The sequence below is a fragment of the Flavobacterium sp. DSR3-2 genome (assembly GCF_049896525.1).
In the GTDB taxonomy this organism is placed as follows: domain Bacteria; phylum Bacteroidota; class Bacteroidia; order Flavobacteriales; family Flavobacteriaceae; genus Flavobacterium.
The window spans coordinates 56,824-71,612 of sequence record NZ_JAFCUM010000002.1 but is presented as its reverse complement, the minus strand read 5'-3'; the positions used below and the strand labels follow the sequence as shown (position 1 = coordinate 71,612).

The 14,789-nt window shown below is 35.0% G+C and carries 10 protein-coding genes and 1 tRNA gene; 2 read left to right on the top strand and 9 right to left on the bottom strand.

Annotated elements, in window-relative coordinates; genetic code table 11:
- Positions 1-4: 4 nt before the first annotated feature.
- From ACP7AV_RS03930 to ACP7AV_RS03915, 4 genes are read right to left on the bottom strand one after another with little or no spacing between them, the layout of a single operon-like run.
- Positions 5-529: a DUF3341 domain-containing protein gene (locus ACP7AV_RS03930; RefSeq protein WP_426090848.1), complete on the bottom strand. Its 525-nt coding sequence runs from the start codon at positions 527-529 to the stop codon at positions 5-7.
- Positions 522-1,925 (bottom strand): NrfD/PsrC family molybdoenzyme membrane anchor subunit, encoded by a 1,404-nt coding sequence (nrfD, locus tag ACP7AV_RS03925; RefSeq protein ID WP_426090847.1) that lies wholly within the window; start codon positions 1,923-1,925, stop codon positions 522-524. The genes ACP7AV_RS03930 and nrfD overlap by 8 nt, the downstream gene beginning before the upstream one ends.
- Before the next feature lie 37 nt (positions 1,926-1,962).
- Complete coding sequence (locus ACP7AV_RS03920; protein WP_426090846.1) at positions 1,963-5,019, bottom strand: TAT-variant-translocated molybdopterin oxidoreductase; 3,057 nt, start codon at positions 5,017-5,019, stop codon at positions 1,963-1,965.
- A gap of 29 nt (positions 5,020-5,048) precedes the next feature.
- On the bottom strand, positions 5,049-6,383 hold the full coding sequence (locus ACP7AV_RS03915) for a c-type cytochrome (protein ID WP_426090845.1): 1,335 nt from the start codon (positions 6,381-6,383) through the stop codon (positions 5,049-5,051).
- Positions 6,384-6,598: 215 nt separating this feature from the next.
- Here ACP7AV_RS03915 and ACP7AV_RS03910 point away from each other — a divergent pair, with 215 nt between their 5' ends.
- Positions 6,599-6,988, top strand: a complete 390-nt coding sequence (locus tag ACP7AV_RS03910; RefSeq protein ID WP_426062938.1) for an SPOR domain-containing protein — start codon at positions 6,599-6,601, stop codon at positions 6,986-6,988.
- A 520-nt stretch (positions 6,989-7,508) separates the two neighbouring features.
- Here ACP7AV_RS03910 and ACP7AV_RS03905 read toward each other — a convergent pair.
- From ACP7AV_RS03905 to rimP, 4 genes are all read right to left on the bottom strand, one after another.
- Complete coding sequence (locus ACP7AV_RS03905; protein ID WP_426090844.1) at positions 7,509-8,609, bottom strand: DUF6563 family protein; 1,101 nt, start codon at positions 8,607-8,609, stop codon at positions 7,509-7,511.
- A gap of 77 nt (positions 8,610-8,686) precedes the next feature.
- A complete protein-coding gene (infB, locus tag ACP7AV_RS03900; RefSeq protein ID WP_426090843.1) occupies positions 8,687-11,584 on the bottom strand; it encodes a translation initiation factor IF-2 in 2,898 nt (965 codons plus the stop codon).
- Between the two features lie 112 nt (positions 11,585-11,696).
- Positions 11,697-12,950, bottom strand: a complete 1,254-nt coding sequence (gene nusA / locus ACP7AV_RS03895; RefSeq protein ID WP_282710868.1) for a transcription termination factor NusA — start codon at positions 12,948-12,950, stop codon at positions 11,697-11,699.
- 13 nt (positions 12,951-12,963) lie between these two features.
- Positions 12,964-13,428: a ribosome assembly cofactor RimP gene (gene rimP, locus ACP7AV_RS03890; protein ID WP_426090842.1), complete on the bottom strand. Its 465-nt coding sequence runs from the start codon at positions 13,426-13,428 to the stop codon at positions 12,964-12,966.
- A gap of 175 nt (positions 13,429-13,603) precedes the next feature.
- On the opposite strand from rimP, the gene ACP7AV_RS03885 reads away from it, so the two are divergent.
- Positions 13,604-14,428 carry a universal stress protein gene (locus ACP7AV_RS03885; RefSeq protein WP_426090841.1) on the top strand — a complete coding sequence of 275 codons (825 nt, stop codon included), beginning with the start codon at positions 13,604-13,606 and terminating at the stop codon, positions 14,426-14,428.
- Between the two features lie 133 nt (positions 14,429-14,561).
- Here the strand turns inward: ACP7AV_RS03885 and ACP7AV_RS03880 are convergent.
- Positions 14,562-14,632 (bottom strand) — tRNA-Gln (locus ACP7AV_RS03880).
- Positions 14,633-14,789 lie beyond the last annotated feature (157 nt).

Sequence of the window (14,789 nt, the reverse complement as noted above, 5' to 3'; positions counted from 1 at the left end):
TATATTAATGCTTATCTATTACTTTAACTTCTACAGCTCCGGTACTTTTAAAAAAAGAAATCAATTCTTCTTCATTATCATTTACAGCAACTTCCATTAAAAAATGGTCATCCGTAGTTCTTACATCTGGATTCTCCGCATCTTTAAAAGGCCATAATTTACTCCTCATATAAAAAGTAATAACCATAAGATGGGCAGCAAAAAATACAGTAAGTTCAAACATAATCGGCACGAACGCCGGCATATTTTCAATGTAACTGAAACTAGGCTTACCACCAATATCCTGCGGCCAGTCTTGAATCATGATATAATTCATCATAGCTGTAGCCACCGCCAGTCCAACACAACCATACAGAAAAGCGCAAACCGCTAATCTTGTCGGTGCAATTCCCATCGCTTTGTCCAAACCGTGAACCGGAAATGGAGTAAAAACCTCTTCAATATGATGATGAGCAGCTCTGGTTTTCTTCACCGCATCCATCAAAATATCATCGTCATTATAAATGGCGTATATTACTTTATTACTCATGATGTAAATCTTTATTTGCTTCTCTTGCTCTTTTGTAATTATCTCCAGTCCCTTTCAATATTGTTTTTACCTCTGCCTGCGCAATTACAGGGAACGTTCGTGAATATAATAAAAACAATACAAAAAAGAAACCTATTGTTCCAATGAAAATACCAATGTCGACAAATGTAGGTGAAAACATTGTCCACGAAGATGGTAAATAATCTCTATGTAAAGAAGTTACAATAATCACAAATCTCTCAAACCACATTCCAATATTTACAACGATCGAAATAATAAACGAAAACATGATACTTGTTCTTAATTTTTTGAACCACATAAACTGTGGAGAAAAAACATTACATGTCATCATTGACCAATAGGCCCACCAGTAAGGTCCTGTAGCTCTGTTTAAGAACGCATATTGTTCGTATTCTACACCAGAATACCATGCAACAAATAATTCAGTTATATAGGCAACCCCAACAATTGAACCCGTAATCATAATAACGATATTCATCAATTCAATATGTTGAACTGTTATGTAAGCTTCTAAATTAGATACTTTTCTCATGATAATCAGCAAGGTATTTACCATTGCAAATCCTGAGAAAACAGCTCCTGCAACGAAATACGGCGGAAAAATTGTAGTATGCCAACCTGGAATAACAGATGTAGCAAAATCCATCGATACTATAGTATGCACAGATAGTACAAGTGGAGTAGCTAAACCTGCGAGTACCAAAGATACTTCTTCAAAACGTTGCCAGTCTTTTGCTCTACCGCTCCATCCAAAACTTAATATAGAATACACTCTTTTGTTAAAAGGTGTAATAGCTCTATCACGTAACATCGCAAAATCAGGTAATAATCCAGTCCACCAGAAGACTAATGAAACCGACAGATACGTTGAAATTGCAAACACGTCCCAAAGTAATGGCGAGTTAAAGTTTACCCAAAGAGAACCAAATTGATTCGGAATTGGCAAAACCCAATACGCTAACCATGGACGTCCCATGTGGATGATTGGAAATAAACCTGCCTGGATAACAGAGAAAATTGTCATTGCTTCTGCAGAACGATTAATCGCCATTCTCCAACGCTGACGAAAAAGTAATAATACAGCGGAAATAAGAGTTCCCGCGTGACCGATACCAACCCACCAAACAAAGTTCGTGATATCCCAAGCCCATCCAACAGTTTTATTTAAACCCCATGTTCCAATACCTGTAGATACGGTGTAAATTATACAGCCAAGTCCCCAAAGGAAGGCTATTAATGCAATTGAAAACACAATCCACCAATGTTTGTTTGCTTTACCTTCCACAGGCGCGGCTACATCTACAGTTACATCGTGATAAGTTTTATCACCTATAACTAAGGGTTTTCTAATAGTTGCTTCGTAGTGAGACGACATAATCCTTAATATTGATTCTTAATTAATTATTTTTGTACTAGGTATTTCTAACTTTAACGTGATAAATCACATTTGGTTTTGTTCCAACATGCTCCAATAAATGATACATCCTTTCGTCAGTAGCTAATTTAGATACTACGCCTTCTTTATCATTTATATCGCCAAATTTCATTGCCCCATTAGAACAAGCATTTGAACATGCCGTTTGAAATTCACCATCAACAATAGCTCTTCCATCGTTTTTAGCTTTCAAAATTGTCGCCTGGGTCATTTGAATACACATTGAACATTTTTCCATAACTCCACGAGAACGAACATTAACATCTGGATTTAATACCATACGTCCTAAATCATCATTCATGTGATAATCAAATTCGCTGTTTTTGTTGTACAGAAACCAGTTAAAACGACGCACTTTATAAGGACAGTTGTTAGCGCAATAACGCGTTCCAACACATCTGTTGTAAGCCATGTGATTTTGACCTTGACGAGAGTGTGAAGTCGCAGCAACTGGACAAACCGTTTCACAAGGCGCATGATTACAATGTTGGCACATTACCGGTTGAAAAGAAACCTGTGGGTTATCACCCGCTTTTTCCATTTCATTAAATGTAGACAATGAACTTGATAGACCTGCAATGTTTTCTTTTCTTTCGTTATCGCCTTCAAAAGTGCTTTCAGAAGAATAATATCTGTCAATACGCAACCAGTGCATATCACGACTTCTTCTTACTTCTGATTTTCCAACAACAGGAACGTTATTTTCTGCATGGCATGCAATTACACAAGCGCCACAACCGGTACAAGCATTCAAATCAATTGAAAGATTAAAATGGTGACCTACAGAACGATCAAAAGAACTCCATAAATCTACTTTTGTTGCCTCAACTTCTTTGTGATCCAATGAAACCATTGGTTGTTCATTCCAAACGTGAGCATCTTTTGTATTGAAAATTTCTAGAGAAGTTTCTTTAATGATATCTCCTCTTCCCATTAATGTTTTCTGACCTTGAACACAAGCAAACTCATGTTCTCCTCCGGCTTTCGCCAAAGTTACAGACTGTACATTATTAAAACCTTTATATAAAGAGTAAGCGTTTAAACCTACCATCATTTCTTCTTTCAAAGCCGCTTTACGACCATAACCTAATGCTAAACCAATAGTCCCAACCGCTTGACCTGGCTGAACAATTACCGGAACATTTTCTAATTTAAGTCCATCAGCAGTAGTAATAGTGGCATAACTTCCGTTCAAACCACCGTTTGCTACAATTTCATTAGATAGTTCATATTTCTTTGCATCTGCATTCGAAACAGTAACATAATTATCCCAAGAAACTCTAGTAATTGGATCAGGAAACTCTTGCAACCAAGGGTTATTGGCTTGTTGTCCGTCTCCCATACCTGTTTTTGTGTATAAAACAAGCTCTAATCCTTGAGCAGCTTTTGATTGTGCCAAAGCATTTGCAGCAGCAGCAAAATCGGCAGAACCACCAGCAGAACCTGTAACAGCTCCTACGTAAATACCATCATGCAACACTTTATTCCAAGAGGAACCAGCTATTATTGTTGATGCATTAGCTTTAATGTAATCATAAAACGCTCCTGTTGATCCATTCAATGACAACAATATATCTTGAAATTGTTTTGTATTAAAAAGTGGACGAATTGTAGGCTGAGTAATTCCATAAGTACCTTTTGTGATACTTACATCATTCCATGATTCTAAATAATGAGGAACAGCGGCAGCAATAGTACTTATTAAAGCCGTTTCATCTTCTTTTAATGAAAACGCCACTGATGTTTTTACTTTTTTAAGTCCTTCAACAAAAGAAACACTATCTGCTAAAGTATACACCGGATTAACACCACTCATTAACAAAGTATGAACACTACCCGCTTTCATATCATTGACTAACTGTGTAACTTTTGCATCAGAACCTTTTCTGATTTGTCGTACTCCAGAAGTACTGAAAGCTTCACTTGCCAGCACTTGGTTGATTGCCAAAACTAACAATTGAGCATTTTTATCTTGAATACCAGAGACTAAAACTCCTTTTGAACCAGCAGCTTTCAACTGTTGAGCCGCTTTTGTAACTTCTGCTTTAAATTTATCTTCTAAACTTACAGCAACAGCAGAACCCGTTACAATATTATAAATATGAACTAATGCTTGTTTTTGATTCGCAGTAGACATTGGCAAACGCTTATCAGCAGCAGCACCAGACAAAGTCATATTTGCTTCTAATTGGAAATGACGAGACATTTTGCCTGCCTTAGGAATTCTTCCTTTAGCATAACCCGAATCATAACTTCCACCTTGCCAATCTCCAAGAAAATCAGCTCCAACAGAAACAATAAATGAAGCTTTAGAAAAATCATAATCAACCAAAGCTCTTTCTCCATACACTGTTTCGAAAGCATCTAATGCTGCAGATTCAGATATAGCATCATAAACAATATGTTTAGCATTTGGATTTTTACCGATAAATTCAGCTATCAATTTTTCAGTTGACGGACTGGCTAATGTATTCGTCAAAAGCACTACTTGACCACCTTTTGCAGTTGCATCAGCTATGCTTGATTTAATTTTAGAATCAACAGCAGACCAAGTTGAATTTTTACCTTCAATTTTAGGTTCTTTCAAACGCATGCTATCATACAAAGAAAGAATTGAAGCATGAATTCTTGCGTTAGCACTAAACTTAGCTCCCGCAATAGTGTTATTGTCTATTTTAATAGGACGCCCTTCACGAGTTTTCACTAAAAGATTAGCAAAATCAAATCCATCAAAAACAGAAGTTGCATAATAATCCGCAATTCCAGGGATGATTTGTTCCGGCTGAAGAACGTAAGGTATAGACTTGTTCACAGGACCTTCGCAAGCTGCAAGCGTCGCTGCCGCAGTACTAAAACCAACGTACTTTAAAAAATCACGACGTGATGTTGACGAAGATGACAAAGCGTCATTATTTCCTAAAAATTCATCAGTAGGAATTTCTTCAACAAATTCGTTATTTCTAAGCGTCTCAACAATAGAACTATTTTTGTCTAGTTCTTCAACACTTTTCCAGTATTTTTTGTTTGATGACATATATAAATATTAAAATCTTAATAATTTGATTAATAGTGGCATTTACCACATTCCAAACCTCCCATTTGTGCCGCAGTCAACTTGTCTACGCCATATTTCTTAGAAAGTTCATCATGAATTTTTGTGTAATATTCATTACCTTCCATCTTAACCTCTGTTTTTCTGTGACAATTAATACACCAACTCATTGTAAGTGGAGCAAATTGTTTTTGGATTTCATACTCCTGAACAGGACCGTGACATGTTTGACATTCTATTCCAGCAACAGTTACGTGTTGAGAGTGGTTGAAGTAAACGAAGTCAGGCAAATTATGGATACGAACCCACTTAACTGGTTGCGTTTTACCGGTGTAAGTCTGTGTTGTTTGATCCCAGCCAACAGCTGTATACAATTTTTGAATTTGTTCATCATAAAAAGCTTTGCTATACTCCGGTGTAGCTGTCGATTCGGCAACTTCAGCAATATTTTTATGGCAATTCATGCACACATTCAAAGATGGTATTCCACCATTTTTACTTACTCTTGCCGCAGAATGGCAATACTTACAGTTAATTTCATTGTCTCCAGCATGTATTCTATGTGAATAATGGATTGGCTGGATCGGAGCGTAATTCTGATCTACACCAATTTGCATTAGATACCCATAAATAAAATAAGCACCAGCCAACAGCAAAAATACCGAAGTGACTAGGACCAGAAATTGATTTCTGGCAAATGCTTTCCAAATCGGAGTTGTTGGTGTTTTTGGAGCTACAACGATCCCATTAGCTTTAGCAACTTTTGTTAAAACTTGATTCACCAAGAACAGCATTACGACCAAAATAATCATAACAAGAGCTAGAGCACCTAAGATAATGTTATTAGACATTCCATTGTCTGCTACGGCAGCACCAGGAACCGCTTCAGTCCCACCAGCAACTGCTGCAGGTGCTTCTGCTTTTGGCTCTGACGTGTATGCAATGATATTATCAATATCAGCATTAGATAACTGAGGAAAAGCCGACATCACTGCCTTGTTATTTTCTTCATAAACCTTTACAGCCTGAGCATCTCCAGACTTAATCAAGTCAGAACTGTTTTTAATCCACTTGTAAAGCCATGGCATATCATATTTACCAGCTATACCTCTTAGAGCAGGACCTGTAGCTTTAGCATCTAATTTATGGCATGCAGCACAATTTGCATTGAACAATTCTTTACCTTTTACAGCATCTCCACCAGTTACCGCGGCAGGGGCCGCAGCTGCATCAGTCACCGCAGGAGCAGCTTCTTGAGCAAATGAAGTTAAAGAGAAAATTACCGATGAGGCTAAGCCCAGAAATAATTTCCTTGTGATCGAATTATGGTTACCCACCTTTTTCATATAGTATAAAGATTATCTACTAAAATTTGGCACAGTTTTTTCTAAATGAATTGTAAAAACTGCTCCTTTATTTTAAAACTTGGACAAAAATACGACTTAAGAACTGTTCTCAAAACCTTAAAATAGTCTTAATTTCAATTTATATCTATTCTAAATAACATTTGACGTTTAGCATCATTCCTTAAATATTACTTTTGCACAAAAACAATCACATTATGAGAATTTTAGCCATTCAAAAAGCCTTTTTTATCTTTATTACAATATGTATTTCAAGCCTCAGCGCAAGTGCACAAGGTGGAAATATTACAATAAAACAAGATTCCAAATTCGAACAATTATTAAACGAAAAGCGAAAAACAAATATTTCTACTGCAGAAAATGACCGATATAAAATTCAAATTTTCAGTGGTGAAAGTGATAAAGCTAAAAACACGTTGAATCAATTTAGACAAGAATTCAGCGACTTAGATGGCACCATTATCTTTTTCACTCCCATTTACAAAGTTTGGATTGGAAATTTTAAAACACGAATTGAAGCTGAAAGAAACCTAATCGAAATTAGAAAAAGATACACTAATGTGCATTTGATAAAACCTGTAAGCTAAAAATTATATTTCTTATAAATTGCAATTTTCAATGGATATTGGAAGGTAGCAGCAAGCAAAAAAGCAACACGTCTAGAGTTGCTTTTTTTTGCTTTTTGCCTATCCTTTTAAGCTAAAATCCAAAGATAATTACGCACCATTTCACCTTAAATTAAGCAAAGTAAGGAAATTCATTTTTTGTTTGAATTTGTCAACTGACACCGTTTACAAATTACTTAAGATTGACGATATATCCTCGCTAGGGATTTCACAAAGTATGGATAGTAAAAAAGATTACTTATGTTGTATAAGTTCAAACTTCTTTTATAAAATACTTACATGGGTGTGTTTTATTGTAAAGATAAACCGAGTTAGATTAATTAATAATTGAGATAAATAAATGTACAATCTAATATAAAACAATATCAATTATATTAAATTTTAACAAAATGAGCCCGATAAAATATCGAGCTTATCAAAATCATATTATTCATGAATTTGTTTAAAATTTTGCTGCAGTTCAAATCAGGTATCTTTTTTATTAATGAGCTATTGTTTCTTGATAATATTTTTTAAGAATAGTTTTTATATCCGAACTGCTTTTCTTGCTGTTTTTAAAATCTTTGAAGAGTACTGGATATGGCACCAGCATTGCTTTCATTTCATTATTTGATAAAAAAGAAGGCTGACCAGAATAACAATCAATAAGCATTGGCACTGAAGAGCTACTTGTCGCGGAAGCAATGACTACACCAATTAGCCCGAACATTGCGCCCATAGCAACAACATTATTGGTATTATAAACCACATTTTCTACGTAATATCTACTTCCAATTATTTCGGTTTTCGCATAATATTTTGCGTTTGCATACTTTGATACATTTACATAAAAAACGTTTCCATCACTGAATCCGTAATAATTCAACTCTTTCGATTTAGTCGTTTTATTAAGCAAATAAAATCGCTCATTTTTGCTCGTCATTTCAAAATTACTATCGTTAAGCGGATTATTATTTAAAACGTCGACGTAGGTCAAATAAACACCCTTAGACGGAACCGCATCAAGTGTTTTACTTTTAATATTCTGATCAATATCAAAAACTATAGAAGTCTTATCATTATCGCTCGTTTTCATATAATTAGTTAAACATTCCTGCAAAACTTTTTTCAATCTTTCATCGTGTTTATTAGTAACATCCATACCACTACTTTCTGCCGAAGCGGCATATGTCCCTACGATATAGTCAATCCCTTCTTTAGGCTCAATAATATCGACGACTAAAGTCGCATATCCTGTTTCAGACATTGCTCGAGTAAGTTCAGAAACATATAATTCATTAATACGAATAGAGATTTCAGACTTATTTTTTTCTTTTGGACAAACAATAGCAAGGTAACCCGAAAATTCATCTATTATTGGATTTTCAAAATTCGCTAAAACTTTTCTGTTGAATCCTCCTTTTTGAACGGTTCCAATATTTTCTTTAAACTGTCTACCATCGTAAACATTTTCGACATAAAAATTAAATTCTGAAACTTTATCATTTTTATCTTTTAAAGATATTTTATGATATTCCATTTTATTTTGAGAAAACGCAACAGTGCAGACTGCAATAAAAAATAATATAAGTAATTTATTCATGGCTAAATTTTTAAGTAAGTTATAAAAATAAAAAAAATCCCGATTGCTCGGGATTTTAGTTTTATTATAATGAAATTTTATTTCAACTTCTTTTTGATAGCAACTTCATGGTACGATTCAATAACATCTCTTTCTTCGATGTCATTATATCCTTTTACTTGAATACCACAATCGTAACCTTTGGCAACTTCTCGCACGTCATCTTTAAATCGCTTCAATGCTAAAAGCTCTCCGGTAAAGACTACCACACCATCTCTGATGATTCTCATTTTGGCGTTCTTAACAATTTTACCATCCATTACCATACTTCCGGCAATTGAACCTACTTTAGAGATTTTAAATATCTCTCTGATCTCAGCTGTACCCAGAATTTCTTCTTTCATTTCCGGAGCTAACATTCCTTCCATGGCATCTTTCAAGTCATCAATAGCAGCATAGATGATAGAGTAGTAACGGATATCGATTTCCTCTTTGTCTGCTAATTGTCTTGCATTTCCAGCAGGACGAACATTAAATCCAATAATAATTGCATCTGAAGCAGAAGCTAACATTACGTCAGTTTCAGTAATTGCTCCAACACCTTTGTGGATAATATTAATTTGAATTTCTTCAGTAGATAATTTAGAGAATGAATCAGATAAGGCTTCAACAGAACCATCCACATCTCCTTTAAGGATAATGTTTAATTCTTTAAATTGACCCAATGCAATTCTACGTCCAATTTCATCTAACGTAATATGACGTTGTGTACGTACGGATTGTTCACGCATCAACTGAGAACGTTTTGAAGCAATTTGTTTCGCTTCTTTTTCGTCTTCAAAAATATTGAACTTATCACCCGCAGTTGCTGCTCCATCAAGACCAAGAACTGAAACCGGAGTCGAAGGACCCGCAACAGTTACAATGTTCCCTCTTTCATCATGCATGGCCTTAATTTTACCATGATGCTTACCCGCCAACATATAATCTCCAATTTTCAATGTTCCGTTTTGAACTAATATTGTACTAACATATCCTTTTCCCTTGTCAAGGAAAGCCTCAACAACAGTTCCAGAAGCCGCTTTATTTGGATTTGCTTTCAAATCTAAAAGTTCCGCTTCTAATAATACTTTTTCTAATAATTCTTTCACGCCTGTTCCCACTTTCGCAGAAATATCATGAGATTGAATTTTTCCACCCCAATCTTCTACAAGTAAATTCATACCTGCTAATCTTTCTTTTACTTTTTCAGGATTAGCATTTGGCTTATCAATTTTATTGATAGCAAAAATGATTGGAACTCCAGCAGCTTGAGCATGGCTAATTGCTTCTTTGGTTTGCGGCATAATGTCATCATCAGCAGCAATCACAATAATAGCAATATCTGTGACTTGAGCACCACGCGCACGCATCGCAGTAAACGCTTCGTGACCCGGTGTATCTAAGAATGCGATTTTTTGTCCGTTATCCAAAGTTACTCCGTAGGCACCAATATGCTGTGTGATTCCTCCAGACTCACCTGCAATGACATTTTCTTTACGAATGTAATCCAGTAACGATGTTTTACCGTGATCGACGTGACCCATTACGGTTACAATTGGAGCTCTGAAAACTAAATCTTCTTCTCTGTCTTCAACAACCTGAATTGCTTCTTCGATGTCTACAGTGATAAATTCAACTTCATAACCAAATTCATCAGCAACGATAGTCAAGGTTTCTGCATCAAGACGTTGGTTCATGGTAACCATGATTCCAAGTGACATACACGTACCAATAACTTTAGTAATTGGCACATCCATCATGATGGCAATTTCACCAACTGTAACAAATTCAGTAACCTTTATAGTTTTACTTCCTTCGTCAATCGCTCTTTGTTCATCATCAGACTTCTGACGGTGCGTATCTCTTTTGTCTCTTCTATATTTAGCCGCTTTAGATTTACCACCTTTACCTTGTAGTTTCTCTAAAGTCTCTCTAATTTGATTTTTAACTTCTTCCTCAGTAGGCTCAACTTTTGCAACAATTGCAGGTCTGTTTCCTTTTACAAAACCAGGTCTTGCACTTCTGTTTGCGTTGAATCCACCGCCACCTACATTGGGTGTAATCTTGTTAGGATTTGGCGCACCAGGAACTCCTGGTACTGCAGGCGGTCTTGGAGCACCTGGTTTGGGAGCAATCCTTTTACGCTTGTTTTTATTTGCATTGGCTGCAGCTGAACCTAGAGCACCCGGTTTATTCGGAGTGATTTTTGGTTCTTCTTTTTTCTTTTTTGGTTTATTGAATTGCGATAAATCAATTATTTGACCAGTTAAAGTAGTTCCCGATAGTTTTTGATATTGCGTTGTGATGGTTTCATCAACAGGAGCTTCATCAACTTTAACTGCTTCGGTTTTCGCAACAACTTTTGGTTCCGCAGCGACTTCTTTTACGGCCTCTGTTTTCACCTCTTTAATTCCAACAACAGGTTTCACCTCTTTTTTGTCTGTAACAACTTTTTCTTCCAAAGGTTTTTCTGCTGAAGGTTTTTCAGCTGAAACTTCTTTTTGAACAGCTTTTACCTCAGCGATCTTAACAACCGGAGCCTCCACTTTTTCAACAGCTTTTACAGGCGGTACTATTGAAGGTTTCTTACGATTAAGATCAATCTTACCAACTTGAACAGGAGCAGCTATTACCGCTCTCGCTTTTATAACCTCTTGTTGCTTCAGACGATCTTCCTCTAGCTTACGTTTGTCTTCAATTTCTTTTTCTCGTTCTAAACGCAAAGCTTCTTTTTCTTTTCTTTTCTCTTCGCCAACTTCTTTTGAAGCTTCTTTATTCCCCTTGTCACCAGCAAACTGACCGCACAAGACATTGTATACATCATCAGAAATTTTTGCGTTTGGATTTGCTTCAATAGCAATCCCCTTATCTTTTAGATAATCCACAGCTCTTTCTAAAGAAATATTCAATTCCCTTAAAACTTTGTTTATTCTAATAATTCTCTCTTCAGACATAAAACCTTTTTATTATTACCTTTTTTGTTATTCCTCACTTTACTCCCAACTCGATACCTACCGAGCAAGAATTAATTGTAAAGTGGCATGTTTATCGTTGAAGACGCATTGACTAACTGTCAAATTCTTCTTTCAATATTCTCATTACATCCAGAATTGTTTCCTCTTCCAGATCTGTTCTTCTTACTAAATCTTCTACATCTTGTTTTAAGATACTCTTTGCTGTATCTAAACCAATTTTTGCAAACTCTTCAATAACCCAGTCTTCAATTTCATCCGAAAACTCTGTTAATTCAACATCATCCTCATCAGCTGTAGCACCTGCAACATCTCCTTCACGAATAACATCTAACTCATAGCCAGTTAATAAACCTGCTAATTTAATGTTATGCCCACCACGACCAATAGCTTTTGAAACCTCTTCCAGTTTCAAGAAAACTTCTGCTCTTTTTGTATCTTCATTAATTTTAATAGAAGACACTTTTGCAGGACTTAATGCCCTTGTAATAAACAACTGTATGTTGCTGGTATAATTGATAACATCGATATTTTCGTTTCCTAATTCCCGAACAATTCCGTGAATACGAGACCCTTTCATACCTACACAAGCTCCAACAGGATCAATTCTGTCGTCATAAGAATCTACGGCTACTTTTGCTTTCTCACCAGGTATCCTTACCACTTTTTTAACCATAATTAAACCGTCAAATACCTCAGGAATTTCTTGTTCAAACAATTTTTCCAAAAACTTCTCAGAAGTTCTAGACATAATAATTTGAGGCTTATTTCCTTTTAATTCAACGCTTTCTATTATTCCTCTAACATTATCTCCTTTGCGGAAAAAGTCAGAAGGTATTTGTTTTTCTTTAGGTAAAATGATTTCATTTCCTTCATCATCAACCAAAATCACAACTCTTGGGCGCACGTGGTGCACTTCAGCAGTATAAATATCGCCTATTAAATCTTTAAATTGTTTGTAAAGATTTGTATTATCATGTTCATGAATTTTAGAAATCAAATTCTGACGTAAAGCTAAAATTGCTCTTCTCCCTAAATCAATTAATTTTACTTCTTCGGAAACTTCTTCACCAATTTCAAAATCAGGCTCAATTTTTCTAGCTTCAGTTAAAGTAATCTCAAGATGGTCAAAATCTAAGTCTTCATCCGCAACGATTACTCTTCTCTGCCATATCTCCATATCTCCCTTATCAGGATTTATAATGATATCGAAATTATCATCTGAACCGTATTTTTTCTTCAATGCATTTCTAAATACATCTTCTAAAATTGCCATAAGCGTTACACGATCAATAAGTTTATCATCTTTAAACTCTGAGAATGAATCGATTAATGCTAAATTTTCCATGCGAATTCTTTAATTAAAATGTTACTGTAACAATTGCTTCTTTAATGTCTCCGTAATGAAGTTGTAGTTCTTTTTGAACTGTTTCCTTTCCTTTACCTATTTTTTTCGGCTCTCTTGCTTTCCATGACAAAACTACAAAATCATCATTAGCTTCCACTAATTCTGCTTCAATTAATTCTGCCCCAGTCTTCAAAATCAATGTGCGTCCTATATTTTTCTTGTATTGTCTTATTAATTTCAATGGTGAACCTACTCCTACCGACGCTACTTCTAAAGAGTAATCCTGCTCTTCGCGATCCAATTCATTATCTATAAAACGGCTTACATCGATACAGTCCTGAAGTGATACTCCATTATCCCCATCTAAAGTCACAATAACCTTGAAAGCATCAGTAATAATAAGGTCTATCAAAAAAATTGATGGCTTTTCTAAAAGGCATTCCGCCAATAACGAATTTACTTTTTCTTTAAATGTCATATTTTTATAAAAAGAGGGGACATTTAGTCCCCTCATTATCTAGATTTTAATAAATAATGGTGCAAATATAGTGTTTTTTTTGTAAACTAAAATAATCGATTGCTGTAAAATAATTTCTTACCTTTATTAGCGTAACAAAATAGCAGTTATTAACATAATTTAACACTTCTTAATTATGAAACGCATTTTAGTCCCAATCGATTTTTCCGAACATGCTGAAAACGCTCTAAAAGCAGCTGCCATAATCGCAAAAAAGAACAAATGCGAGATCTTTTTACTACATTTATTAGAACTACCAAACCAAATGAGTGACGCCATGAAAAATGGCGGCAGTATTCCTGAAGTAATGTTATTCATTAAAAAAGCGAATGAAACCCTGCAAAAAATAACCGAACAACCCTTTTTAAACGGACTCTCTATAAATACTACTATTCAATTTGAAAGAGCATTTGACGGAATTTTATCGTTCAACAAGAAAAACAAGATTGACTTAATTGTTATGGGATCTCACGGAACTTCCGGAATCGAAGAAACACTTATTGGTTCTAATACCGAAAAAGTGGTGCGCCTCTCCGAAGTTCCAGTTTTAGTTATAAAAAAAGATGTTGGCGAAATAAAATTTAAAAACATTGTATTTGCATCTGATTTTTCAACAGAAATCAAAAAACCTTTCAAAAAAATGATTGAATTCGTTGAAATTTTTGATTCAAACCTGTTGTTAGTGATGATTTGCACCCCAAATAGCTTTAAGGCTACTGTTACTGCTGAAAAAACAATGAAAGAATTTATCGAAAACTATGATATAAAAAACTACTCTTTACATATTTTTAATGATGCCAATATTGAAAGTGGTATTTCCAATTTTTCAAAGACTGTTGATGCAGATTTAATTGGTCTTTGCACTCATGGCAGAACCGGATTGGCACATTTTTTTAACGGAAGCATAAGTGAAGACTTAGTGAATCACACCACAAAACCTGTAATTACTTTTAAAATCTGATGGATGTGAAATTTGAACTGTAATAAATAATCAATCCTAAAATTGATAAATCAAGGAACAAAGTATTAAGTAGACACTTCTGTTTAAAAATAAAAATAAAAAAAAACCTCTCAAATTATGAGAAGTTTTTTTGTTGGTCTACAAGGACTCGAACCTTGAAAGACTGCACCAAAAACAGTTGTGTTACCATTACACCATAGACCAGTATTGCTGTTAAGCGAGTGCAAATTTATACTAATTTTTAGTTTGCGCAAACTTTTTTCGTCTTTTTATCAAAAAATATTTTTCTAAAATTAAATTTAATTTAAAAAACAAACGAAAAAGATTCATAGTCAACACGTTATTCAATTACATTACTTTT